Here is a 26,919-nt window from a genome sequence, read left to right on the forward strand (position 1 = left end):
TGCGCGCAAGAAACAACTTGATTATGAAGATAGAAGATAAACTTGTAGCGTCCGTTATCAGCGGACTGAAGGCACTCTACGGTCAGGAAGTCCCTGAAAAGATGGTGCAAATCCAAAAGACCAAAAAAGAATTTGAAGGACATCTGACGTTGGTCGTGTTCCCTTTTCTGAAAATGTCGAAGAAAGGCCCGGAACAGACGGCGCAGGAAATCGGCGAATATCTGAAGGCTAACGAACCGGCAGTAGCCGCTTTTAACGTGATAAAAGGGTTCCTGAACCTGACTATCGCATCGGCTACGTGGATTGGGTTGCTGAATGAAATTCAGGCTGACGAACAATATGGCGTGGTGAAAGCTACCGAAACTTCGCCGCTGGTGATGATTGAGTATTCTTCTCCGAATACGAACAAGCCGCTTCACCTGGGACATGTGCGTAACAACCTTTTGGGTAACGCATTGGCCAATATCGTGGCAGCAAACGGCAACAAGGTAGTAAAGACCAATATCGTAAACGACCGCGGTATCCATATCTGTAAATCCATGCTGGCATGGAAGAAATACGGCAACGGTGAAACTCCCGAAACTTCCGGCAAGAAAGGCGACCATCTGGTCGGTGATTATTATGTATCTTTTGATAAGCATTATAAGGCGGAAGTCAAGGAACTGATGGCTGAATATACAGCACAGGGAATGAATGACGAAGAAGCGAAGGCGAAAGCGGAAGCTGCTTCCCCGTTGATGCAGGAAGCCCGTGAAATGCTCGTGAAGTGGGAAGCGGGTGACCCGGAAGTACGCGGACTGTGGGAAATGATGAACAATTGGGTATATGCCGGTTTCGATGAAACCTACAAGAAGATGGGTGTCAGCTTCGACAAGATATATTATGAATCCAATACCTACCTCGAAGGAAAAGAGAAAGTGATGGAAGGACTGGAAAAAGGTTTCTTCTTCAAGAAGGAAGACGGCTCTGTATGGGCTGACCTGACTGCCGAAGGACTAGACCATAAATTGCTTCTCCGTGGTGATGGCACATCTGTTTACATGACGCAGGACATCGGCACGGCTAAACTCCGTTTTGCCGATTATCCCATTGACAAGATGATTTATGTAGTAGGAAATGAACAGAACTATCACTTCCAGGTACTTTCTATCCTGCTTGACAAGCTCGGCTTCGAATGGGGCAAGAGCCTGGTTCACTTCTCTTACGGAATGGTGGAACTGCCGGAAGGTAAGATGAAATCCCGTGAAGGTACGGTGGTGGACGCTGACGACTTGATGGAAGAGATGATTTCCACTGCCAAAGAAACTTCTCAGGAGCTGGGCAAACTGGACGGTTTGACACAGGAAGAGGCGGATGATATTGCCCGTATCGTCGGTCTGGGTGCTTTGAAGTATTTCATCCTGAAAGTCGATGCCCGTAAGAATATGACATTCAACCCGAAAGAATCTATCGACTTCAACGGTAACACAGGACCGTTCATCCAATATACTTATGCCCGTATCCAGTCCGTACTGCGCAAGGCTGCCGAATCGGGAATTGTGATACCCGAACAGATTCCTGCCGGTATTGAATTGAGTGACAAAGAAGAAGGTCTGATTCAAATGGTTGCCGACTTTGCCGCTGTTGTGAAGCAGGCAGGCGAGGATTACAGCCCGTCTATTATCGCAAATTATACCTACGACCTGGTGAAAGAATACAACCAGTTCTATCATGATTATAGCATTCTGAGAGAAGAGAATGAAGCGGTGAAAGTGTTCCGTATCGCTCTGTCGGCCAATGTTGCAAAAGTCGTTCGTCTGGGAATGGGTTTGCTGGGTATCGAAGTACCTTCCAGAATGTAAGAACTTCTGGAACTTTTTAAATAAAAAAACAGGGTGTTGGTCAGATATGGCCAACACCCTGTTTTTTATTTTTTCTTGGTGGTTCGTTTTCCTCGTTTGAAGGAAGACGTTTCCCCTTTTTCGTCTTGTATCTTGATTAACTCCAAGCAACTTTGCAGACTCAAATCCTGTGGGACGATATCTTTAGGAATCTTATAGTTGTTACCTTTATAAGTAATATAAGGCCCGAAACGACCATTCAGAATTTCCAGTTCCGGTTCTTCTTCAAACTTCTTGATGTGGCGTTCGGCTTCTTTTGTACGTTTCTCCAGAATCAACTGTTCTGCCTCTTCCAGCGTGATTTCCATCGGATCCATTGTTTTCGGCAGTGATACATATACTTTATTATGCAGAACGTAAGGACCGAAGCGCCCGATACCTACACTGACCGTCTTTCCTTCGTATTCGCCCAACGTACGGGGTAACTTGAACAACTCCAGAACTTCTTCCAGTGTGATAGTTTCTATGGATTGTCCTTTTTTCAATTGGGCAAACCGCGGCTTTTCTTCATCTTCCGCCGTGCCGATTTGTGCCATCGGCCCGAAACGTCCGATTTTCACCGAAACAGGCTTTCCGCTTGCCGGGTCTTCTCCCAAAATGCGCTCTCCTATCTTATGTTCCGTCTTGATTGCCAATGTGTTTTCTACCGATGGATGGAATTTATCATAGAAAGTCTTCATGATGGAAGTCCATTGCACTCCTCCTTCTGCAATCTCGTCGAAATCCTTTTCTACGCTTGCCGTAAAGTTGTAATCCAGAATATCCGGGAAGTATTCGGTCAGGAAGTCGTTTACTACCGTACCCGTATCCGTGGGGAATAATTTGGATTTTTCCGCTCCGGTAATTTCGGAACGGTTTTCGTCTTCAATCTGATTGTCTTTCAGTGTCAGTACATTAAAGTTGCGTTCTTCCCCGTCCTTGTTTCCCTTTTCTACATACTCGCGTTGCTGGATAGTAGAAATAGTAGGCGCATACGTAGACGGACGGCCGATACCCAGTTCTTCCAACTTGCGTACAAGACTGGCTTCCGTATAGCGTGGCGGGCGTTGGGTGAAACGTTCGGTTGCGATGATGGGACCGTGTTCCAGTTTCTGACCTTTCTTTAAAGGTGGCAACAGGCGGCTTTCATCTTCTTGCTCGCTGTCATCGTCATAAGATTCACGGTAAACATGCAGGAATCCGTCGAACTTAATCACTTCGCCGACAGCAGTGAACACATCGCTGCTTCCGCTAATGGTAATGGTTGCAGTTGTCTTTTCCAGTTCCGCGTCTGCCATTTGTGAGGCGATGGTACGCTTCCAAATCAGGTCGTACAGTTTCTTTTCTTGTGCCGAACCCTCTACGGACTGATTCTCCATATAGGTAGGACGGATTGCCTCATGCGCTTCCTGCGCCCCTTTGGTTTTCGTTTCAAAGTGGCGGGGATGTACATAACGTTCGCCCATCATCTTGATGATAGCGTCCTTGCTGCCCGTCGTTGCAAATTCCGACAGGTTGACAGAGTCCGTACGCATATAAGTGATGAATCCCGATTCGTACAGGCGCTGTGCCAGCATCATGGTCTGTGCAACGGTATATCCCAGTTTGCGGGCAGCTTCCTGTTGCAATGTAGACGTAGTGAACGGTGCGGGCGGTGTTTTCTTTATCGGACGGGTGGTAATATCTTCGATAGCAAATTTAGCTCCCTGGCAAGCTTCGAGGAACGCCTTTGCTTCTTTTTTCGTTTTGATACGGCGGGCCAGTTCGGCTTTCATTTCCACCAGTTTCCCGTCAGTGTCGGGCACGAGGAAAACGGCGGTCACACGATAAGCCGCTTCTGACTTGAAAGCATGGATTTCGCGTTCGCGCTCTACAATCAGGCGGACGGCAACCGACTGTACGCGTCCTGCCGAAAGGGCCGGTTTCACTTTTCTCCAAAGGACGGGAGACAGTTCGAAACCTACGATACGGTCCAGGATACGTCGTGCCTGCTGTGCATTCACGAGATTGATGTCAATATCGCGCGGTTGTTCGATAGCTTTTAAGATAGCGCTTTTCGTAATTTCATGGAATACGATTCGTTTTGTGTTTTCCGGTTTTAGTTTTAAGACCTCATACAGATGCCAGGCGATAGCCTCTCCCTCGCGGTCCTCATCGGATGCGAGCCATACGGTTTCTGCCTCTTTCGCTTCTGCTTTCAGTGTGCTAACCAGAGCCTTTTTGTCTGCCGGAATTTCATAATTGGGTTTAAAATTCTTCTCTACGTCGATACTGAACTCTTTTTTCTTCAGATCGCGTATATGTCCGTAACTTGAAAGGACTTTGAAATCTTTCCCAAGAAACTTTTCAATCGTTTTTGCTTTTGCCGGAGACTCGACAATGACAAGGTTTTTCTGCATAATTCTTTCTTTTATAATGGCTTGTACCACAATATTCGGGAACAAAAGTAGAAAAAAAGATTCTCCCTACCTTATAATATAAGGAGAATTTAATAAATTCTTAAGATTTACATGTGTAAAAGCTAAGATTAACATTGGTAAATCTTAAGATTTAGTTTTGAGAAAAACAGATTGCCCGTGTGTGTTTACTCCATGATGGATGAAGGATTCTCCTTGGCTTTTTTGAGGAACTCTGTCGGCAGCATGCCAAATTGTTTCTGGAAACACTTGGCAAAATAAGAAGAAGAACTGAAGCCGACAAGGAATCCTATTTCAGTCACCCTGTATTCACCCTCTATCATCATCCGGCAAGCTTCCTTCAACCGGGTGATTTTGATAAAGTCATTGGGAGTCATGCCGATAATCCCTTTGATTTTAGTGAATACCGAGGTTCGGCTCATGCCCAGCTCCTGTGCCAGCGTGCTGACGGAGAATTCCGAATCTTCGATATTATTCAATATAATATCCGTGCATTTCTTCATAAACTCTTCATCCAACTTATTATGAACAGCCGAGTGCAAGTCGGACAATGGAGTGGAAGCATATGTTTTCTGTTGCTTTTCCCTCTTCTTTAGCAGATTGCGCAATTGCGCTTTCAGATGGAAAGGGGAAAACGGTTTCTCTATGTAGGCGTCGGCACCGGATTCCAGTCCCTTAATCTTGCTTTCCGTGTCCGTCTTTGCGGTAAGGAGAATAACAGGGACATGGGAAATGTTGATGTCTGTTTTGATTTTGCCGCACAACTCGAATCCGTCCATCTCTTCCATCATCACATCGCTGATGATAAGGTCTATGTTATTCTTTTCAAGAATCAGCAAAGCCTCTTCGCCGCTTGATGCGGAGATGACAAAATACTCCTCGGACAATATCTTGGAGAGGAAATCAAGAATTTCCGGATTGTCGTCTACTACCATCACGGCGTACTGTTTCTTTATCGGTTCATCCGGCAGAACACTTTCCGGCTCTCCTTCTTCCGCGTTGATTTCTGCGATAATCGTGTCTTCTACCCGTTTCATTGGTGGGGCGGCACTGATGGCGGCTTGTTTTGGGAAGTGTACGGAAATGGCAACCCCGCTTTTGCCGTCTTCCCTGTCTTTAGCTTCAATCTTACCATTCATCAGTTGGATAAGAGAGCGTGTCATGTGGAGTCCGATACCGATTCCCAGTTTATTCAGTTCGCTGTTGTTTTTAACCTGATAAAAAGCATCGAATATTTTAGTCTTCTCCTGGTCGGTGATGCCGATACCGTCGTCTGTGACGGTAATTATTATTTCTGAATCATTTTCCATCGCAGTGACGCTAATCCTACTTTTGGCGTATTTCAGGGCATTGCTTAACAGGTTGCTGATAATCTTGGTGAATGCTTCCTCATCTGTGATCATAGTCAGCTTTTCGGAGATTGATGAAGTATCAATGCTTATTTTCTTTTGTCTTGTAGATAGTTCGAAGATACAGGTGACCTTGGCTATTGTGTCTTTCACCCGGTAAGAGTCATAAGACAGTTTGTAAGCTCCCGAATCCACTTTCCGGAAGTCCAGCAGTTGGGTGACGAGTGCGTACAGGCGTTTATAGTTCTGTTCGATGATACTCAGGTATTCTCCGTAGACATTGTTGATGCTCGTGGTCTTCATCAGATATTCCAGCGGACCGATGATAAGGCTCAACGGAGTTCGTATTTCGTGGGCGATGTTGGTGAAGAAATCAATCTTTGCGTTATATAGTTCCTTTTCCTTTTCATCATTCAACCTTTTCATGCGTGCTTTCTGCCGTTTTTCCGTGCGCTTGATGTAATACCATACGGTGAGTAACAGTATAATCAGCAGCATAATTGCATAAATAATATATGCCAGTTGAGACTGGAGAAATGGCGGCAGCACTTTGATTTTTAGTTGGATCTCGTTACTGCTCCATATTTTGTCGCTGTTGGTTCCCTTGATTCTTAACACATATTCGCCGGCAGGAAGGTTGGCATAAGAAAGATGATTGTTGTTCCCTTTTGTGAATTGCCAACCGCTGTCCAAGCCTTCCAGCATATATTGGTAGTTGTTTTCTTTAGGGGCGATATAGCTGAGAGCCGCAAAGTCGAATCCTATCATGGACTGGTTATATTCCAGAATGATTTCATCCGTATATCCGATAGACCGTTGGATAGGCGAGTCGGGTATATTAGCCTGTACTTCCTTTCCGAAAATGGTCATGTTGGTGAGAACAACAGGCGGATTGTATGTGTTTTCACGCAAATCCTGTGGAAAGAAATAACAGAAGCCGCCCGTTGACCCTAGGAATAATTTTCCGTCAGAAGATTCAACTCCCGAACGAGGCGTAAACTGCTCATTATAAAGTCCGTTTGATTTGGAGTAAGTTTTCAGATATTCCGTGTCGGGATTATATACGGCAAGTCCTTTATTAGTGCTAATCCATAATAAATCTCCTTTGGGGATGATAGAAGTGATGATTTTGTTGGGCAGTTCCAAATGGTCATATCGGGTGAAGTTGTCCGAATCTTCATTATATCTGCATAATCCTTGTCCGTAAGTTCCTACCCATAGTCGTTTTCTGTTGTCGATAGCTAATGTGGTAATCACATTTTTAGTGATTGAATTCGGGTTGTCCGAACGTTGATAGGCGGTGGTTTTCCCGGTCTTGATGTTGTATGAGTAAAGACCGCTGATGCTTGTTCCTATCCATATTTTTCCGTGATAGTCTTCTATGATAGCAGATATTCTGCCTGCAAAAGACCCCATTCTGGTAAATTTCTTTTGTTGGGGATTATAGCAGCAGATACCGTTGGAAGTACCTACGTAGATGTATCCGTTGCTGGCTTTATATAATATGAAAACCCGGGAAGAGGATATGGATGTTGAATCTTCCGGATTATACAGGTAGCTTTCCACTTTTCCGGTTTTTAAATCAAATACTTCCATCCCCCGTCCATAAGTGGCGGCATACAATTTGTCACCGTCTACCAGCAGGTCATGTATGCAATAGTAAGTAGTACCTATACTTGCTGCATCCCGGAAGGGCGTGATTTCCTGTGTCTTGGCGTTGAACCGGAAAATTCCGTTATCGTCAGTTCCTATCCAGTATTGGTCGTCCTTGCCTTCTTTTATTACATTCACTACCTTTCCTGCCTGTGCGGTAGCCGATAATGAGCAACTATAATATTTAAAGTTATTCTGAAAAGCCGAATAAAACTTGATGCCGTCGAAATAGGACCCCAACCACAGGCTTTCTTCCTTATCTATATAAATAGAATAGATAAACTTATTCGCTCCGGTTCTTATCTTAAGATTCGGATTGTCGGATTGTATGATTTCTCCTTTGTCTGCCTTGAAGATTCCTATGCCGTTATCGGACGAGATAAATAATTCTCCCGGCCGGTATTCTTTAATATCGTGAATATGATATAATAGGTTGTTCGGACTTTTATCCTGATAATTGGTAAATGTCCGTGTTGCGGGATTAAATAAGTCGAGCCCGTTCTGGAAAGTTCCTATCCACAGGTTGCCGTGTGAGTCCTCTAATATTTTTTGGATAGAGTTATCTGATAAACTGTCGGGCAGATTGCTTCTTTTGTAAGTGACAAATGTATTTTTGTGTTTGTCGAAGCAGCATAACCCTTCCGAATACGTACCTATCCATATATTCTGTTTACTGTCTTGTTGCAATGTCATCAGAATATTCTGTGAGATACAATTCGATTCTCCGGGAATGTTCCGATAGACACGGAGCCTGATTTCGTCATTAGGAGAAAACCGGTAAAGTCCTTTGCCGTTTGTCGCAATCCACACTTCTCCGTCATTGTCTTCTATCATGTCGACAACATAAGTCTGTATCGTCTCCCCCGTTTCTGTTTTCGCGTTGAAAGGTCTGAACGTATCCGTTTGGGAATCATAAATGACAATGCCGCTGTCCAGTCCGATCCACATTTTACCCCTGCGGTCAATAAATATCTTCTTGACGCTGTTGCTTGTCGTAGCGTTTATGTATTCTGATAAATAGTAATTCTTGAATTTGATTCCGTCAAACCGGCTCAGCCCGTCGTCCGTACCGAACCACATGAAACCGCATGAATCCTGAAGGATACTATATACCCTGTTGGCAGCCAGCCCGTCGTCCATCGTGTATGAAGTGGAGAAAATACGCTGTGCATTCACAACGAATGTGTGCATACACAGGATTTGTACGACTATCAGAAGGAGTAGTTTTTTCATGGGAGAATCGTTTAATCCGTATTGTTTTCATTTAGTATAGGACAATATTAGGAAGAATAAGTAGCAAAAACAAATGATACACAATCTTTTTGGCGCTGAAAAAGAACTTTTGAGAGTGAACGAAAATATCGTTCAAATCTTGGATAATTATTGGTGAATATTCACCGTTCGGGTATATGGGCATTATTTGATGAACCTAGCATAGCTACTATTTTCTGCACAGGAATAATAACGTGCCGGTAGAAATATCCATGTGGGAATATACTGATTCAGATTACTATCCCGATAAGTCGGAAAACCAACAAATCGGCATTCTTCCTGATATTGAAGTTAAAAGTACAATTCAAGGCATACGCCAGGGGCGCGATGAAGTTTTGGAAGCTGCCATAAAGTATTTGAATGCTGAAGAAGTAAAGTGAACTTGTTTGAACTGTTGGTTGTGTAAAATCTAAAGTTCATGAATTGAGTGTCGATAATTAGGGATGAAGAAATAGACAAACAGATGAGATGGTGGAAATAAAAATCCGCTTTGCATAGAATAATATACATTTATTCTACGTACATTTGCCTCATTAGCATCTCAATTATCGTTCAACAGTTGTCGGACAACAGTTCTACATTTATAGAACAATCGTTCCACATCTGTTGAACGATAATTGAATTGCAGGTTGGAATACTAATATAAGAGAGAAGGGAAATTAAACTTCCCTAATAAAAAAAGAAAAGATAATGAGTGTAAATTATGATCTCTATGAAACCCCTAATCCTGATAAGGATGGGAAAGAACTGCCTTTACATGCACGTGTGGTATTGAAAGGTAGCTATACGGCAAGTGAATTTATAGATATGGTGACAGCCCTTGAGCATATTCCTCATGCGCAGTTGGTAGGCTCTATTGAAGCAATTTCGAGCACGTTGAAGCATTTGCTTCTGAAAGGTTTTTCGGTAGAGCTGGGGGATATCGGTTATTTCTCTCTTTCTCTAAGTGTTGACAAAAAGGTGGTGGAACCGGAAGACTTACGTTCTCCATCGGTATCTCTTAAAGGTATCAATTTACGGATTAATCGTCAGTTTAAGAAAGATATTGAGACTTCATTGGAACTTCAACGCTGCAATTCACCTTTTCGTGTGAAAAATCCGTTGGATGAAAAGAAATGCTTGCAACGCTTAAACTCTTTTTTTGAAGAGCATCCATGTATTAACCGACAAGATTATATGAGACTTACGGGGAAAACTAAAAAGCAGGCACTGCAGGATATCAATGCTTTTATCGAACAAGGCGTGTTGCAGAAATATGGATTGGGGCGTTCGGTGGTGTATATAAAAGTAGTGTAAGAGATAAAAATAAGTATCATTGTAGTATATTTCTGTTCACCGGATGGCTCATCATGCTGGTCGGTTGTCAGCATGCCCCATCTTCTCTTTTGAAGAAGGCTATGCAGATGGAGAATGTTTCCGTCGATAGTATATTCTTTTATTTGCAACAAATAGACAAGCCGGAGAATTTATCTTCTAAGCAGCAGGGAGATTATTACTTTTTATCCTATAAGGCAACTTTGTGGAAGACCGGGAAACCTGTTGATTCTTTATTGCAGACTGCCATTCATCACTATACGCAAAATAGGCAGTTATCTCAATGTTTGCAAGCACGTGTGGAGCAGAGTGCTTCCTATTTATATCGGAACCAGCCGGATTCTACATTATTGCTTTCGGATGCTCTTCTGCACGAACGATTGCTGAATGATACATTAAGAACACAATTGTATGGTCTTAAAAGAGTGGCATATTCAAGAAATAAGGATTATGAACAGGCGTTGGACATGGCAGACAGCAGTCGGCAGCTAACTCGTAAGCACAAAGATACTCTTGCCTATTTTTCTGCAAGTAAGTTATATTTTCAACTTTTGGAAAAGGTGCAGGAGCATGACAGGTATACACAAGAATCTCTGCAACTAATGGAAGAGTTTGCGGATTCTCCCAATTACCGATATTTGAATTATCATATATTGGAGAACTTATTGACTACCAGTTTGGAAAGAAAAGATTTTCAGGCAGCACAATTGTATCTTCGTCAATTGTCAGCTCAACGACATAGCCGTCATGTCATTCCGCACTATTTTCTCCTTCGCGGCAAATCTTATGCGGCTTTGAATCAAGTGGACTCTGCCAAGTATTACTATCAGCAGGCTGCGACTTCCTCTTCAGATTTTATTGCCGTGGAAGCGAACGCGCTCTTATTTAACTTAATCAATGAGAAAGAATATCCGGAACAGGCTTTCTATATCAAGCAAAAAGAAAATAAGATCAAGGACGATATACTGACTAGTACCAAGGCGGAAATACAAAGAAGAGAATATAATGAGCTTAAATTAAAAAACGAACTCTACCAGTTGCATTTGAAACAACGCGAAAAAGAACTATGGATGCTGGGCATTGTAACAGCTTTGCTTAGTATTGGTTTTATAGCGTTTTTCTTTTATCAGAAGGAGAAGAAGAAACGGCTGCAACGGGAAAATCTTTTGCTGCATCAAGAGGCGGAGCTAAGCGGACTACGGGAGAAAGAAATCCGTTTGCAAAATAAAGAAGCGGAATTGCGTGAGGCACTTTTCAGACGGATAGCCTTTTTCCGGAAATTACCTTCGCTCCATAATGATGAAAGTCAGGATGAGGTGGCTTCTAGTCGAAAGATAGTGGTGACCGATGCGGAGTGGATAGAGGTGATTTCTGTTGTCAACGAAGCTTTTGACCATTTTGCGGCAAGGCTGGAACAAACCTATCCGTCATTGAACAATAAGGATATTGGTTTCTGTTGTCTCGTCAAGATTAATGTTAACATGCAAGACCTTTCAGATATTTATTGTGTTAGTAAAGCAGCCATTACAAAACGCAAATATCGTATTAAAACAGACAAGTTGGGGATTATAGATGAAAATGTAAGTTTAGACAGTTTTTTTAAGGCGTTTTAGCTGTTGATTTGGGTCGTTTCAGTAGAGTTGTCCACCTCTTAATGAATGGAATTGTTGTTTATTATATTGATAATCAATGGTATGTCGGCAATACGTGTTACTCTTTTTGTCCGCCACATTTTTTGTTTTTCAGTTGGTTTCACTCTACTTTTGTCTCAATATTCATTTGAAACTAACTAAATATATGTTCGTATGAAAAAGAAAATTATGATTTTGACTTTGTGTACTTTTTGTCTATTTTCATTGGTTGCTTTTATATGCAATAGTGAAGCGACAAAAGACCCTTTGGCTCTGTCTCCAGTTGCGGCAAAGCGAATCACAACACCTACTGGGACGTTGATTTCCTGTGATTTAAAAGCGTTGAAAGATACCGTGGATATACCACTTAGTTATTTGACCGAAGAACTTCAAGTGGTGAAGTTGGAAGATAAGGATGAGGCATTGGTAGGAGGCTGGGTTCGTACCACAGTCAGTGATAATTATATCTTGGTGAGTAACAAAAAACAGACTCCATACAAGCTTTTCACCCGTGATGGCAAATTCATCACTACTATCGGGGCTTACGGACAAGGGCCGAATGAGTATGCAAACACCTACTCCGAACAATTGGACGAGGCACACAACCGTATTTATATTCTACCCTGGCAAAGTGATAAACTGCTGGTATTCGACTTGAAAGGAGTTCCGCAAACTCCCATTCCTTTGTGTCTGCGCGTCCCTAAAGGACAATTCAGAGTCGACACCGGGAAGTCGGAAGTAACGGTGACAACACTGCCTTTCCAAGGTTCTCCGGCTGTAGTATGGACGCAGGATTTTGAAGGAAAACGCAAAAATTTTATTCCTGCCCGGCATCTCACGGTTCCGCGTGATTTCAGCAATGAAGTATTTATGGACAAGAACACTCCCGATTACAGCGTTATGTTGATGACTATCGTACCTTCTCCGCGTGTGGATAGTTTGTATCATTATAATGCGCAGCAAAATAGGCTCGAAGCCCGGTTTACAGCGAATTATCCGAATAAGGAAAAAATTCCATGGCATGGTTATACCGAATATCCGCGTCACTTTGTCGGAGATGTTTCTGTTCCGGTGCAAGTGTCGGCAAATACCTGGAGTGGAAGTAAACCGGCCAAATATATCGTAGACAAACAAACCCTGCACGGCAACTATTTCCATTTGTATAATGATTTCCTGGGAACGAAGAAGATGCAGATATGGCCTTCGTTCAGTAATGGCTATTATATTGCCAACATGGAACCTGCGCAATTAAAAGAGACGCTAGAAAAAGAGCTGGCGCGAAAAGAGCTTCCCAGTGATGTACGGAAACGTACTCAAGCGTTAATGAGCTCGTTGGATGAAGACGGAAATAATGTGGTTCTCTTTGCTAAAATGAGAAATAAATAGCGGACTCGTAGATGGCAAATATTCGGGAGTTCTAAATCCCGCAAGTGCTAGTTGCTTTGTGCTAAGTGCCTTACTTCAATTAGTTTAATCACCTTATGATGCTAATTGAAGTAAGGCACTTTTGATAGTAAAAGCATTGAAAAACGAACTTGGATAAAATAGTTCAAGACTTGGATAATAATTGGTGAAGGTCCTGTGCAAGTATGAGAAAAAAGTGTCGTTTTACTATTTTCTTGTTCTTTTGTACGGGATTCGCCAGGGAGAATTGTTTTCTCGGTTATCTTTGTCAGTGCGAATTTAGATATTAGTTGCAACAATCTAAAGCATCTCAAACTTATTTTAATAACATTAAATCATGTATTATGAATGGAATTGCACGAAAGTTAAGTTTTTCATTGCAACGATTGGGTAGTGCTCTTATCATTATTTATCTTTTTGCAGCACCTTTTGCGTCGGTGCACGCTTCTGACGCAGTGACTGAAATATATCAGGAAGGTAAGAAAGCTGCTGCTCGAAAACTTACCGGCAAGATTGTAGATAAAGGTACAAAGGAGACACTTATCGGTGCCAGTGTGTGGTTGAAGGATACCAGTGTGGGAGGTACCACCGATATGGATGGCAATTTTAATATAAATATTCCGGGAGGGAAAACTGTGACGCTCGTGATTAGCTATTTGGGTTATGCTACGATAGAAAAAGAAATCTCCCCTTCGGCCAATAATCTGCTTATTGAGATGGCTCCTGACAATACTGTGCTCGAAGAAGTGCAGGTGGTAGGTTACGGTACACAACGCAAGGAGAGCGTGATCGGTTCTATCAGTACGTTGAGTGTCAGCAATCTGAAAGTGCCCAGTGCTTCTATTTCCACTAATCTGGCAGGTCAGTTGGGTGGCGTCGTGTCTATCCAGCGTGACGGTTCTCCGGGTAGTTCGGCTGAATTTTGGATTCGCGGTATTTCTACGTTCGGTGCAAACAAGACACCATTGATTCTGGTGGACGGGGTGGAGCGCTCGCTCGATTTGCTCGACCCGGAAGAAATTGAAAGTTTTTCCTTATTAAAGGATGCAACGGCTACAGCGCTTTATGGTGTGCGTGGAGCAAACGGTGTTGTGTTGGTGAAGACAAAACGCGGTTCAGAAGGGAAACCGAAAATATCCATTAAGATGGAAGCCGGTATGGTGCAACCTACCAAGATTCCGCAAATGGCGGATGCGGTGGATTTTGCTACGATGTATAATGAAGCGGCTCCCGGAACATATAGTGCAAGTGACATAGAAAAATACAGAAACGGTACCGATCAGGATTTGTATCCGAATGTGAACTGGTTGAAATCCGTATTCAAAAAACATACTTTCAATCAGCGTGTGACTGCCAACGTAAGCGGTGGTGGTGAGATTGCGCGTTACTTTATTTCTGCCGGTTACTACCATGAAGACGGTCTGTTCATGACTGGAAAAGGAGATTCTTATAATGGTAATCCGGATTATCAGCGTTATAACTTCCGCTCGAATGTGGATATTAACCTGCATCCTACTACGGTTCTTTCACTGACTTTGGGAGGATTCCTTACAAAAAGGAGAGATGCCGCTGACTCGGAAGGAGTCTGGAAAAGTGCTTTTATTTTGAATCCTAATGCTTTCCCTATTCAATATTCCAATGGATATTGGGGAGGAGAAAAAGGAGTTACGAATCCTTATTGGCAGGTGACCAGAGCCGGATATGTGGAGGATTGGCAAAGTACATTGAACTCAATGGTCAGCCTGGATCAGGATTTTTCTTTTATAACCGAAGGATTGAAGGCTAATGTCAAGTTTGCCTTTGATACGCAAGCATGGCATGGCAACAAGTACACGCAGCAAGATGAAATCTGGCATGCGATACGGCGTGACGCAAATGGGGATTTGGTATTCAACTCCGAACCGGAGACTGCGAAGGGCGGACCGTGGTTTGATAATAAGTCCGGTGGAAATAATGCCACATACCTGGAGGCTTCTATTACATACAACCGTTTGTTCGGAAAACATCGTGTAGGCGCCCTGTTCCTGTATAATCAACGGGTGAAGAATGAAACATACAGGAATAAGAGTTATAAAGACAATATATCTTCTATCAAATCATTGCCGTATAAGAATCAAGGTATTGCGGGACGTCTGACTTATGATTACGATAGCCGTTACTTTATTGAGGGAAACTTCGGATATAATGGTTCCGAGAATTTCGCTGCCGGTCATCGCGTCGGTTTCTTCCCGGCTGTGGCTGTGGGATGGTACATATCCAATGAAAAGTTCTTTGCTCCGTTGGCTGATGTGGTTTCCAAGTTGAAATTGAAGGCATCTGTCGGTCAGGTAGGTAATGACCAGATTGGCGGGGATGTCCGTTTTATCTATTTGGGCACTGTGGCTACTACGGGCAATTATGTATATGGCAATTATACAAAGACTGGCGGCGAGCGTGTAAATGAAGTTGCCAACCCGAATGTCGGCTGGGAGGTTTCAACCAAGCAGAATTATGGTTTTGAGTTGGGCTTGTTCAACAAACTGGAAATACAAGGTGACTGGTACCACGATGTGCGCGATCATATTTTTGTGCGCAACAACAATATCCCTGCTTATGTGGGTATGACTACCGTACCTATGGTAAACGTGGGTAAGATGAAAAGCTGGGGTTTTGACGGTTCGTTGGAATACCATGACAGAATCGGGCAGGTGAATGTGACCGGACGTGGAACATTTACCTACGCCAATAATGAAATTCTACGCAACGGTGATGCCTTGAATAAATATCCGTGGATGAATTCTGTCGGTCAGAAAATCTATCAGAAATTTGGTTGGGAAGCAGTGGGGTTGTTCGAGTCGCAGGAAGAAATCAATCGTAGCCCGATTCAGTTTAGCGAAGGTAATCATAGCCGTTTGCGTCCGGGTGACATCAAGTATCGTGATTTGAACGGTGACGGTGTGATTGATGACTATGACAAGATGCCTATCGGTTATTGTGATGTTCCGGAAATTACATATGGTTTTGGTGGTGCGATAGAATGGAAAGGTTTTGATATATCTATTTTCTTTCAGGGTACGGCTCGTGTATCATTGTTTGAAGAAGGCTCTACGATAGTTCCGTTTACTTCCGGTTATAAGAATAACGACGGTTTCTTGAAAGGAGTAATGGAAGACCGTTGGACTGTGGACAATCCGAACCCGAATGCCCGTTATCCGCGTACGATACGTTCGAGTGATGCCTTGGACAATAATAACACAAAGAAATCATCTTTCTGGGTGCGTAATGCTGCTTTCCTTCGTTTGAAGAATGCTGAAATAGGTTATACCTTCCCGAAAAGATGGTTGGAAAAGATGTCTATCCAGAATTTACGCTTGTATGTATCGGGAGTGAACTTGCTGACTTGGGCGCCGGATGTGCACCTGTTCGACCCGGACTTGGGTTCCGGCGACGGAAGAAAGTATCCTCCGACACGTGTGTTTAATGTAGGTTTAAATATTAATTTCTAATACTAAAAGACATGTTGATAATGAAATCCAACTATATGAAACGTATTATGTTTGCGGCTGTTGCAGCCTTGACAATGTCGTCTTGTGATTCGTTCCTGGATACGTCTCCCGAAGACCTGCGTTCGCCCGACCAGATTTATGAGACTTATTCCTCTACACAGAATGCCATGTTCGGAGTCTATTCCTATATCCGTGATACATATCCTTTTGGCATGCCGGATACATACAGCACCAGTGACGTTGATGTGGCTTATACGAATGTGCATACGTTCGATATGGGTGTATGGAGTGCTTCGTCAGCGCAATACGATAAATGGTACACCTTTTATAAAGCGATCCGCGAAGCTACGTATTTTCTTCAGAATGTAGACAAATGTCCGGATCCGCGTCTGACCTATGACACTCGTGAGCAATGGAAAGCGGAGGTACGTTGTGTACGTGCTTATTACTATGCGCAGTTGATGCGTATGTACGGTCCGGTGATTCTGTTGAAAGATGAACAGCCGGATTTCACCGGTACGGATATGTTTCGTGCACGTAACACATGGGACGAATGCGTTGAATGGATTACGGATGAATTTACCGACCTAATAGAAAATTCCGCTCTGCCTTTGAAATCGGAGGGTGAAACCTACGTCCGTATGAACAGGGGAATTGCCAAGGCTTATCTGGCGCGTATCCTCCTACAGTCGGCGAGCCCGCAATTCAATGGCAACCCGAAGTATGCTAATATTCGCAATGCGGATGGTACTCCTTTGTTTTCTGCCACGTATGACAAAAATAAATGGGAATTGGCACGTCAGGCTGCTTTGAGCCTGATAAAGGACGGCAATTATGATCTTGTCAAAGTGCTGTATGAAAGTGGCGCCAATATGGGCGAGATTGACCCTTATACTTCTTACAAATCCGTATTTACCACTTCACAGAATAAGGAAATGATTTTCTCTTACCTCGAAGACGGCGGTACTATTGACAAGCGTCTTGCTCCTAACAGCAACGGTGGTTGGGGAGGAGGCTACAATCCGACTCAGGAAATCGTAGATGCGTATGCAATGTCGGAAACCGGGCGTTTCCCGATTATAGGGTATGCGGACGAAGACCGTACCACACCGATTATTGATCCGGAAGCGGGGTATAAGGAAGCCGGATATTCTCAGTTTACGAATCCCTGCGAGAACAAGGAGAGGAAGACTTATAATATGTTTGTGGGACGTGAACCTCGTTTTTATGTGTCGATAGTGTATGGCGGTATGTCTTGGTTTATTCCAAAGAAAGCGGGTGAAAGAATTTATCTGGAGATGTATAAAAACGGCAATAATGGGCCGGATGCTTCTCACAACCATTTTACAACAGGATATAATATGGCAAAGTTGGCTATGCCGGAATATGAAGCCAGTCCTACAAAGAATGTGAAACGGGAATTGCCTTATATCCGTTACGCTGAAATTCTGCTGAACTATGTGGAGGCTACTATCGAGGTAGGTGACTTGAAAGACCCGAATCTGCTGACATATTGGAATGCGGTGCGCAACCGTGCAGGATTGAAGAACATAGAAGAAGCTTATCCTGAGGCTATGGAAGACCAGGATAAATTAAGGGATCTGATTCATCGTGAGCGTCGTGTGGAATTTGCTTTCGAGGGTGTCAACTTCTATGACTGCCGTCGTTGGCTGACAGCGGAAGCGACAGAAAAGGGAAATATTCATGGCATGAATATCCAGGCTACCGGTACTCCCGGTAAGGAAGAGTATCCAGATGCTTTTTTCCAGCGTACAGTCATAGAGAAACGTGTGTTTACACCGAGTTTCTATCTGTTCCCGATTCCGCAGAGCGCGATTAACAAGAACCAAGATTTAGTACAGAACTATAAATGGTAAGAAAGAAGATGATAACGATGAAAAAATATATAAGCTTTTTGTTTGCAGCTCTTTTATTGGGAACTTCCTGTACCGATACCAGAACTGACTACATGATGGGGGATACTGCTTATTTCCCGAAAAGTGATTTGCAGAAAGAAATCTTGTACGTGATGAATGCCAATGACCATGTATATGATATATGGATTCATAAAGCAGGGTATTATCAGAACAAGTTTGCGGGAAAAGTGGAACTGGACTATAATTATCTGGTTCAATATAACACGGAAAACGGTACGGACTATGAAATGCTGGACGAGAAATATTACTCCTTTGACCGTAACTTTGTGATCGAGGCAGGAACGGATGAGGTGGCAGTGCCGTTGAGCTTGAAAATAGAGCGGCTTCTTCAGGATAAAGGATATGGGGTTTATTACATTCCCTTGTCTGTAAGCAGCCTGACACCGGAAGAAGATGTCTATGTAGATAAATCTCATTTTATCTTGGTGCTGGATATAAGGAAGCCGGTATTGGTGATTGACGGCACGGAAGGAGAGCAAAGAGGAAATGTATTCCTAGACTTGTCCAAGGCGACTACTGAACGTCAGATTGATATTACAGCCAAACTGGATATTAACACGACGGAGGAATTAGTGGTTACTTATGGTTATGATAAGGATGAAGACAACCTGCTTACGGAAGAAGAAAAGTCTCATTTGCTGACTGCCGGATTTATGTATGCGCCAAGCGTGAAGATTCCTGTCGGTGAGAAATATGCGGAAAATTACTTGACCCTGAAACCTGCGGAAATGCAGGACGGCAAATGGATACTTCCGGTATGTGTGGGAACGACAAATGACAAGGTCGCTTCTGATGGGAACGAAAACTGGCTGAAGCTGACTGTAATCAAAGGTTCTTTGGACAGTAAAGTTATTTTGGAAGGAGAATATGTGCAGGGTGGCGATATTATCCTTGCTTCGGACGACATACCGTCTGATAAAGAGATTGCTGATGTAAGTGCGATTGGAGATTTATCATATTCTGTTCAGGATAAGTATGGTGATAATCCGGACTGGTTGCAAGTGAACCATGCAAACGGAAAAATCCGTATTACCGTAACCGGCAGAAACACTTCCACATGGCAAGAGCGTGTTGCTACGATTAAGCTTGTTGATGAGGAGACTTGGCTTGAAAAAGAGATTGTTGTCAGACAAGGTATGGAAGGTTGTGGAATCATCTTGAATAAATCTCTGTGGAGCGTAGTAGGTTACAGTGACCATGTTTCGGGCAAAGAATCCGCTTTGGGCAGGCTGTTTGATAATTTCTGGCCGACAAGTAAAGCTGAGGTAGGTTCCGGAAACACGTTGTCATACATAGAAATCAGCAGTAAAGGTTCGGAAGATGATCCTGTACAGATTGTATTTGATTTGGGTGAGAACCCTCACGCGTATAATTCGGTCGGGTTAGTGCCACGCCTGCAATGGGTGGGCAATTCTCCCAAGTATATGAAGATAGAGGTCAGTGATGCCGTACTGACACGTAGTGAGGATATTACAGACTGGACTCTTGTAGGTAGTGTGAAAAGAGACGCATTTACGAAAAGTGAGCTGGATGCCCATGATGCCGGTAACTGGAATGACTGGTATACTACCAAACAGTTTATTAAATGGCATAACCTAGGCGAGAATATGAATCATCGGTATATACGTTTGTCTTTTTGGGATTCATGGTACAGTACACATTGCTTCGATGAAATCTTTGTCTCTGAGAAATAATGGAATATAAAAACGATTAAAATAAAATATTTATGAGAAACATATTTTTATTACTATCGTGTCTGCTTTGTTTGCAGGCTTGTAATGATGAGAAAGAGGTGGACTGGACACCCGATGCGTTGACTGTATCTTGCAACGAAACTTTGGAAGAGGCAGGAGACGGACACTGGAAAGTGATTTTCCCTACTGAATATAAAGGTTCCGTGAAGTTGGAAATCCATACTGATAAGGCTTGGGGAGTAGAGGTTTCTTATATGACGACTGAGGACGAAGAATGGATAACCCCTTCGGCAGAAGGGGGCAACGGCTCTGCTTCGTTGTCATTGGGCATTGCTGATAATAAGACAACTAAAGACCGCAAGGCTTCCGTAGTGATTTCCACCAAAGGAGAGATTCCGGTGAAGAAAACAATTACGGTGGTTCAGGGAAATGTGGAGGAACTCTTGATTGTCGGTACGATTGATGAGGCAAGTTTCCCGGACGATGTCTTTGTTACAAAGAACGCTGAAGGGGCTTTTGATGTGACATTGCCTAAAGAATTTACGGAGGAAGGCGAGCGACAACTCAATATCTTGACTTATCAGGGAACTGCTACTCCAAGCATAGATATCACTTATCCTGATGAAGAAGTTGTAGATTGGGTCGTGTTTACAGAGACTTCGGTAACATCGTCATCGGAACCGGAAGTTAAAACTCTGGCTTTGACAATTAAAGAAAACACAGGGAATATCTACCGTGAAGCATTAGTTAATTTTACTGCTACTGCCGGAGATATAACATCCAGAAAAAGTGTTAAGATTGTGCAGTATGGAGTAGAAAGAATTGTTTGGAATGAGGAGTTCTGTCAACAAGAGAGCGAATTCATTGTAGCCGCAGATGCAAATGATAAAATTTGGGTTGCCACTTGTGAAAATATTAATCCTGCGGATTTGGAGTTAAACGGCAGTAATACGTGGTTGGAGTTGTCTCAGGAAGAAGGCAAAGTATATGCGAAAGTATTGGCAAACGTGAGTACTAACAAGGAGCGTCGCTCTGATGTGGCTATAAAGAACAAGAAAACCGGTGCGGAAGTGAGAATTCCTTTTAAACAGTGTATGCAGGGATATGGTATTGTATTAAGCAAGACTTTGTGGAGCTTGGCTGCCTATAGTGGCGAGGGGACAGGTAGTGCCAGTAATGTAGCCAGCTATTTTAAACTGTTTGATGATTTTTGGCCGGCGAATAAGGCTGAAGCAGGGGCTACATACCAAGGTTCGAAGAATACGCATATTGAGGTGAAGTCCGGTACGGATAGTAATCCGGTCAGCTTTACTTTTGATCTAGGAGAGAATCCTCGTGGATATGACTCTTTCGGATTGATGCCGAGATTACAATGGACAGCTCCGGCTCCTCAAACCATAATGATTGAGGTTAGTGATAATTTGGAAAGTGGTTGGGAGACTGTAGTAGAAAAAGTAACAGGGAATGGTTTCAAGAAAGAAGATATATATTACTTGAATCCTGATCAATCCAATAATAGTAATTGGTATGATGCTCATTATGAGGGTATTGTTCATTGGTCTAAATTGGCTGATGAGAGAATTCAGAAGCGATATGTCCGTATATCAATGTATGAAACATTCTGGAGTGGCTCTCTTTGTCTGGATGAAGTCTTTGTTTCGGATCGGTCAAATGTAGAATAATAAAATTATTGAGTTATGATAAAGCACTTAAAGAAATATGCATTAATAGCGTGCAGCCTGTTTGTATTGGCTGCATGTGATCTCGAAATCGACATAACCAATCCGGGACTTATCGCTGAGAAGCCGCAAGATAAGCCTCAAGTTGGAGAAACGATTACCTATCGTGCGCAAGTATGGGTGGAGAAAAATGATATGGAAGAGTTGTATGGTGGTGAGCGTCTGTTCAGACAGAATCTGGAGGCATTATTCCGTAATACTACCACTTTTTGGAATGAAAGTACCAATAAGTTTGATTACCGTTTTGAATGGGTTGTGGGTGAAGGAGACGACAATTTGGTCATTTATGAAATAGGCAGTGGCGTGAAAACCAAGGAACAATATAATGTGTATAAAAATAAAGCATATGGTACTTTGAATACCGAAAAGTATGACTTTGTTCTTTTCCTGGCTTTGAATTGTCCTAAGGGTGAAGGCGGACTTTCTTGTGGCGGTGGAGGAGCAAGTAAACAGTCGGTAGTACAGTCTTATTTTGAAGGAAGCCATGATATTTTTGCCAAAAAATGGCCGGAAAAGGGTACATATAGCGATTTGGGACATGAATATGGTCATGTTCGCGGTGCACAGGATTTATATCAGTATATGATCCCGGCTGAAAATAATCCGATCAGCCATGTTGCATATGATTATCCTAAGTGTAACATGGGGACAGGTTATCAGGAATGGAGTGATTACTGCTCGGCGGTATTTAATCACAATGCGCAATATAAACAGATTACTTCTGATATGACCAGAAGTACATATCCTAAGCAGATGTTGGTCCGGGTAACTAAAGATGGTAAGCCGGTACAACGCGCTACGGTAAATTTCTGGGGATCACGTGCGTCTTTCAGGGATATATATGCAGCACCTGGAAATTCGCCTTACATGAAGAAAAAAACTGATGCGAACGGTGAATTAACGATTAACGACATATACCGGATGTTTATTCCCGATTACAATAATACTCCGAATCTGCCACCTAAGAGTCCTGTTGACGAGTTCCCATTCTCCCGTTGGTATTGTTTTGTGGTAGAAGTGGAATTGGACGGAGGTCAGACGAAGTGTGTATGGTTGTCAGACTTGGACATCGTTCCCGAATATCTGAACGGAGGACAACAAGAGCCTTATGTGTTTGAAATACAAATATAATGAGTTTTCTATGGGTGTTTTAAGATATATAGTAGTAACATGCAGCTGCCTTGTCTGGGCAGCTCATGTATTTAGTGCGGATGTGAAAGATACGATTGAATATCGCGCACAAGTATGGGTGGACAAAGCAGATCTGGAACGTTATGGCGGAGAAGCGGATTTTAAGAAGAACTTGCAGAAGATGTTTCACAATACGACCCGTTTCTGGAATGAAAGTCCTAATAAGTTTAATTATTATTTCCGTTTTGTCCCTGCCGGCGAATTGTGTGTATATGATATTCAAGGGGATAAGGACAGATACAAAGAGTTTCAGAGAAAAGCTTTCGGTCCGCTTGATTTGTCAAAATACGACTTTGTGCTGTTCCTGGCATTAGGGGCGAAGAATGAAGGGCTTTCCTGTGGAGGCGGTGGAGCCAGCGGACAATCGGTGGTGATGTGCTATGTTCGCGAAGCGCACAATATTTTTACGGATGCGCTTTATCCTAATCAGGGGACATATAGCAATCTGGGACATGAATACGGGCATGTTCGTGGTGCGACGGACTTATATCAGTATATGATTGCTGCAGAGAATAATCCGGTGAATCATGAAAAATTGACTCCACCCAAGTGTAATATGGGAACCGGGTATCGTGTCTGGAGTGATTATTGTTCTGCCCTGTTTAATTATACGGCAAAGATGAGGCCATTGGATAAAGATTTGTCGGACAAGGTTTTCCCGTGCAAGCTGGTGATTAAGGTTGATAAGAAAGGTAAACCGAAATCCAACTATACGGTGAATTTCTATGGAACCCGTGCCGGTGGCAAATACAACAAGCGGGATGTATATCCAAAAGTGTACAGAACCTATACTACCAATAAACGTGGCATGGTTGAAATAACCGATTTGTATAAGTTATATCATCCGGATATGACGGATCCGAATATTCCCCCGAAAGAACCGCAGGATTTATTTCCATATTCTTACTGGTTCAGTTTTTTGGTGGAAATAATAGATGATGCGGGACAAAAGAAATATGTATGGCTTCCTGATGTGGAACTGCAAAGGGAACATCTGGAAACGGGTAACGATACATATATGGTGAATGTAGCTTTCTAAAAGGAAATAAACTAGAAAAAATACTTGTACTATGAAGAGATTGGCATTACTTGGTTACTGTTTATTGTTGTCGGGATTGACACTATGGGCGAATACTTCTCAGTGTTTGCGTGAAGTTGTTGATTTGCGTGGAAATTGGGAATTTGCGCTTGACCCGGACGGGAAAGGTGACTTGGAACAATGGTGGAAGAATCGATTGGTGGAAACTGTAATTTTGCCTGGCACAACTGACTCTAATAAGAAAGGGATTGCCAATACCAATAAATCGGAAACAACTTATTTATCCAGATATTATAAATACGAGGGTGTTGCATGGTATAGCAGGAATATAGAGATACCTGCCAGTTGGGAAGGAAAGCATATCGTGCTGTTCTTGGAACGTACCCGCCCGTCAACTGTATGGATCGACGGTCAGGAAGTGGGCAAGAATAATTATTTATCTACCCCACAGGAATATGACTTGACTCATTTCCTGACTCCCGGTTCACATAAACTGACCATTCGCATTGATAACGGAAAAAGTATTCCTAAACAGATTCGTTCGAGTTCACATGCTTGTACGGAGTCTACACAGACCAATTGGAATGGTATTATTGGACGGATAGAGTTGCAGGCAATGAATCCGTTGTTTATAGAATCCATTCAAACTTTCCCTTCGGTGGCAGACCGTTCTGTAAAAGTGAAAATCACATTATCGAAAGAGTATGGTATCAACGGAAAACAAATCCGCCTGTCGGCTGCTGCGTTTAATTCTTCCAGAAAGCATAAAGTAAAGGCTACGGAATATGCTCTGAAAGAGGGCTGTAAGGAATATGAGTTTGTTTATCAATTAGGCAGTAAAGCATTGCTTTGGAGCGATCTTCAACCGGCTTTGTATCAGCTAAAGGCAGAAATCAATGGCATTGACGAACGGACTGTCCGTTTTGGATTGCGTGATTTTAAGGCGGAGCAGACTCATTTCACTATCAATGGAGCAAAGACTTTTCTTAGAGGAAAGCATGACGCCTGTGTATTTCCATTGACCGGATATACGGCAATGGACTTGGAACAATGGCGTCGTTATTTCAGAATCTGTAAAGAGTATGGCTTGAACCACTGTCGTTTTCATTCATGGTGTCCGCCTGCCGCTTGTTTTGAAGCTGCTGATTTGGAAGGAGTTTATTTGCAACCGGAACTACCTATTTGGGGAGGTTTCAAGAAAGAATCAGCCGAACTAATGGACTTCCTGATGAAAGACGGTGAAAATATCATGCGTGAGTATAGCAATCATGCTTCCTTCGTTCTTTTTGCATTAGGAAATGAGTTGGGGGGAGATATTAATGTGATGAAAGATTTCGTGAACCGCTTCCGTTCGATAGAACCGAGACATCTTTATACTTATGGCTCGAATATCTTTTTAGGGTCGAAAGGGCATATTCCGGGAGAAGATTTCTTAGTAACCTGCCGTGTAGGTAGCGGTGAGGGATATTCAACACATGCCCGTGCATCTTTTTCTTTTGCAGATGCGGCAGAGGGAGGTTATCTGAATAATACCTATCCTAACTCGGTGATGAATTTTGACGCAGCTTTAGAGAAGTCTCCCGTTCCGGTGATAGGACATGAAACGGGGCAGTTTCAGACTTATCCGGATTATGAAGAAATGAAAAAATATACAGGTGTATTGGCACCTTGGAACTTTGAAGTCTTTCGTGACCGATTGAAGAAAGCGGGTATGCTGGAACAGGCTGATGATTTCTTTAAAGCATCCGGTGCATGGTCTGTGGAACTTTATCGGGCAGATATTGAGATGAATTTGCGCTCTGAACGAATGGCAGGTTTCCAGTTACTCGATTTGCAGGATTATCCGGGGCAAGGTTCGGCTTATGTCGGAATCTTGGATGCGTTCATGGACAGTAAAGGATTGATTGAACCGAAGAAATGGAGAGAATTTTGTTGTGAGGTTGTTCCTTTGCTGACAACAGCTAAGTTCTGCTGGACCGGACAGGAAATCTTTGAAGGTAATATTGAAATAGCTAATTATGGAGAACATTCATTGAAAGGAAAAAGTGTGTCGTGGGAGTTGAAAACAGGAAAGCGGTTGCTCGGTAAAGGTAAAATGCCTGTTCCTTCCGGTTTGGGATTGCTAACTGCCGGTACGATTCGTCTCACATTACCCAATCTTGAAAAAGCATATAAAGCGGAATTATCCTTGAAGATTGCCGGAACTTCGTATCGCAATACTTATCCTTTATGGATATATCCGGTAAAGAAGCAGTTGAATACGGAGGGTATAGTCGTTGCCCGTCAATTAACGGATGAGGTGTTGAGTGCTCTGAAACAAGGTGGAAAAGTTTTGCTGATGCCGGGCAAAGGGGATTGTAAGGAAGTAACAGTAGGCGGACTCTTTCAAACTGATTATTGGAATTATCGTATGTTCAAAAGTATATGTGACCGTATTAAGAAACCTGCATCGCCGGGTACATTAGGAATCTTGACTAATCCTGAACATGCCCTGTTTAATGACTTCCCAACGGATTTCCATACAAACTGGCAGTGGTATCCGATAATCAAGAATAGTTATCCGCTGATTTTGGACAATATGCCAGAAGAATACCGTCCTATTGTGCAAGTGATTGACAATGTTGAGCGTAATCATAAACTGGGCTTGGTATTCGAATTGAATGTTGGTGGCGGTAAACTGTTAGTCTGCATGGCTGATTTGGAGACTGCACGCAATACTCCCGAAGGGTTGCAATTCTACGCCAGTTTGCTGAAATATATGAACTCTCCGGAATTTAAGCCTGCCACATCTGTTTCAACAGAGTCTTTTAAGAATTTGTTTGTGGCAGGTGCACAAAAGGAAGGAATTAAAGTGCTGAATAATATCTCGTACGACTAGATGTTTGAAGGCTAAAATCGTATAAGTTCAGGCGAAAAACAGACTGGTATGTTTTAC

At 42.8% G+C, this 26,919-nt stretch carries 14 protein-coding genes; 12 read left to right on the top strand and 2 right to left on the bottom strand.

The features are described 5' to 3' along the window. Positions 1-23: 23 nt before the first annotated feature. On the top strand, positions 24-1,841 hold the full coding sequence (argS, locus tag RDN93_RS11775; RefSeq protein WP_308745742.1) for an arginine--tRNA ligase: 1,818 nt from the start codon (positions 24-26) through the stop codon (positions 1,839-1,841). 65 nt (positions 1,842-1,906) lie between these two features. On the opposite strand, the gene topA is transcribed toward argS, so the two are convergent. Further along, a complete protein-coding gene (topA, locus tag RDN93_RS11780; RefSeq protein WP_308745716.1) occupies positions 1,907-4,258 on the bottom strand; it encodes a type I DNA topoisomerase in 2,352 nt (783 codons plus the stop codon). Between the two features lie 185 nt (positions 4,259-4,443). Then, positions 4,444-8,511, bottom strand: coding sequence for a two-component regulator propeller domain-containing protein (locus RDN93_RS11785; RefSeq protein ID WP_308745717.1), 4,068 nt, complete (start codon positions 8,509-8,511; stop codon positions 4,444-4,446). A gap of 233 nt (positions 8,512-8,744) precedes the next feature. Here RDN93_RS11785 and RDN93_RS11790 point away from each other — a divergent pair, with 233 nt between their 5' ends. From RDN93_RS11790 to RDN93_RS11840, 11 genes are all read left to right on the top strand, one after another. After that, a complete protein-coding gene (locus tag RDN93_RS11790) occupies positions 8,745-8,930 on the top strand; it encodes a hypothetical protein (protein WP_308745718.1) in 186 nt (61 codons plus the stop codon). A 310-nt stretch (positions 8,931-9,240) separates the two neighbouring features. Continuing rightward, positions 9,241-9,846, top strand: coding sequence for a DNA-binding protein (locus RDN93_RS11795; RefSeq protein ID WP_308745719.1), 606 nt, complete (start codon positions 9,241-9,243; stop codon positions 9,844-9,846). 53 nt (positions 9,847-9,899) lie between these two features. Beyond that, complete coding sequence (locus tag RDN93_RS11800) at positions 9,900-11,477, top strand: hypothetical protein (RefSeq protein WP_308745720.1); 1,578 nt, start codon at positions 9,900-9,902, stop codon at positions 11,475-11,477. Positions 11,478-11,669: 192 nt separating this feature from the next. Further along, positions 11,670-12,881, top strand: coding sequence for a 6-bladed beta-propeller (locus RDN93_RS11805; RefSeq protein ID WP_308745721.1), 1,212 nt, complete (start codon positions 11,670-11,672; stop codon positions 12,879-12,881). Positions 12,882-13,243: 362 nt separating this feature from the next. Continuing rightward, positions 13,244-16,384 (top strand): TonB-dependent receptor, encoded by a 3,141-nt coding sequence (locus RDN93_RS11810; RefSeq protein WP_308745722.1) that lies wholly within the window; start codon positions 13,244-13,246, stop codon positions 16,382-16,384. An 11-nt stretch (positions 16,385-16,395) separates the two neighbouring features. Then, on the top strand, positions 16,396-18,261 hold the full coding sequence (locus RDN93_RS11815; RefSeq protein ID WP_308745723.1) for a RagB/SusD family nutrient uptake outer membrane protein: 1,866 nt from the start codon (positions 16,396-16,398) through the stop codon (positions 18,259-18,261). A 17-nt stretch (positions 18,262-18,278) separates the two neighbouring features. Further along, the gene (locus RDN93_RS11820; RefSeq protein ID WP_308745724.1) at positions 18,279-20,015 is read left to right on the top strand and encodes a DUF1735 domain-containing protein; all 1,737 of its coding nucleotides are present in this window, start codon (positions 18,279-18,281) and stop codon (positions 20,013-20,015) included. A 32-nt stretch (positions 20,016-20,047) separates the two neighbouring features. Further along, entirely contained in the window at positions 20,048-21,697 is a 1,650-nt protein-coding gene (locus RDN93_RS11825; RefSeq protein WP_308745725.1) for a BACON domain-containing protein, read from the top strand. Positions 21,698-21,712: 15 nt separating this feature from the next. Beyond that, entirely contained in the window at positions 21,713-22,885 is a 1,173-nt protein-coding gene (locus RDN93_RS11830; RefSeq protein WP_308745726.1) for a hypothetical protein, read from the top strand. A 10-nt stretch (positions 22,886-22,895) separates the two neighbouring features. Next, positions 22,896-23,984 (top strand): hypothetical protein, encoded by a 1,089-nt coding sequence (locus RDN93_RS11835; RefSeq protein ID WP_308745727.1) that lies wholly within the window; start codon positions 22,896-22,898, stop codon positions 23,982-23,984. A gap of 31 nt (positions 23,985-24,015) precedes the next feature. After that, the gene (locus tag RDN93_RS11840; protein ID WP_308745728.1) at positions 24,016-26,862 is read left to right on the top strand and encodes a sugar-binding domain-containing protein; all 2,847 of its coding nucleotides are present in this window, start codon (positions 24,016-24,018) and stop codon (positions 26,860-26,862) included. Positions 26,863-26,919: the final 57 nt, after the last annotated feature.

It is taken from the genome of uncultured Bacteroides sp. (assembly GCF_902491285.1).
In the GTDB taxonomy this organism is placed as follows: Bacteria; Bacteroidota; Bacteroidia; order Bacteroidales; family Bacteroidaceae; genus Bacteroides.

Excerpts from the sequence above, each read along its gene's own strand:
- argS (WP_308745742.1), top strand. The coding sequence starts at position 24 with ATGAAGATAGAAGATAAACTTGTAGCGTCCGTTATCAGCGGACTGAAG.
- topA (WP_308745716.1), bottom strand. The coding sequence starts at position 4,258 with ATGCAGAAAAACCTTGTCATTGTCGAGTCTCCGGCAAAAGCAAAAACG.
- RDN93_RS11785 (WP_308745717.1), bottom strand. The coding sequence starts at position 8,511 with ATGAAAAAACTACTCCTTCTGATAGTCGTACAAATCCTGTGTATGCAC.
- RDN93_RS11795 (WP_308745719.1), top strand. The coding sequence starts at position 9,241 with ATGAGTGTAAATTATGATCTCTATGAAACCCCTAATCCTGATAAGGAT.
- RDN93_RS11800 (WP_308745720.1), top strand. The coding sequence starts at position 9,900 with ATGCTGGTCGGTTGTCAGCATGCCCCATCTTCTCTTTTGAAGAAGGCT.
- RDN93_RS11805 (WP_308745721.1), top strand. The coding sequence starts at position 11,670 with ATGAAAAAGAAAATTATGATTTTGACTTTGTGTACTTTTTGTCTATTT.
- RDN93_RS11810 (WP_308745722.1), top strand. The coding sequence starts at position 13,244 with ATGAATGGAATTGCACGAAAGTTAAGTTTTTCATTGCAACGATTGGGT.
- RDN93_RS11815 (WP_308745723.1), top strand. The coding sequence starts at position 16,396 with ATGTTGATAATGAAATCCAACTATATGAAACGTATTATGTTTGCGGCT.
- RDN93_RS11820 (WP_308745724.1), top strand. The coding sequence starts at position 18,279 with ATGAAAAAATATATAAGCTTTTTGTTTGCAGCTCTTTTATTGGGAACT.
- RDN93_RS11825 (WP_308745725.1), top strand. The coding sequence starts at position 20,048 with ATGAGAAACATATTTTTATTACTATCGTGTCTGCTTTGTTTGCAGGCT.
- RDN93_RS11830 (WP_308745726.1), top strand. The coding sequence starts at position 21,713 with ATGATAAAGCACTTAAAGAAATATGCATTAATAGCGTGCAGCCTGTTT.
- RDN93_RS11835 (WP_308745727.1), top strand. The coding sequence starts at position 22,896 with ATGGGTGTTTTAAGATATATAGTAGTAACATGCAGCTGCCTTGTCTGG.
- RDN93_RS11840 (WP_308745728.1), top strand. The coding sequence starts at position 24,016 with ATGAAGAGATTGGCATTACTTGGTTACTGTTTATTGTTGTCGGGATTG.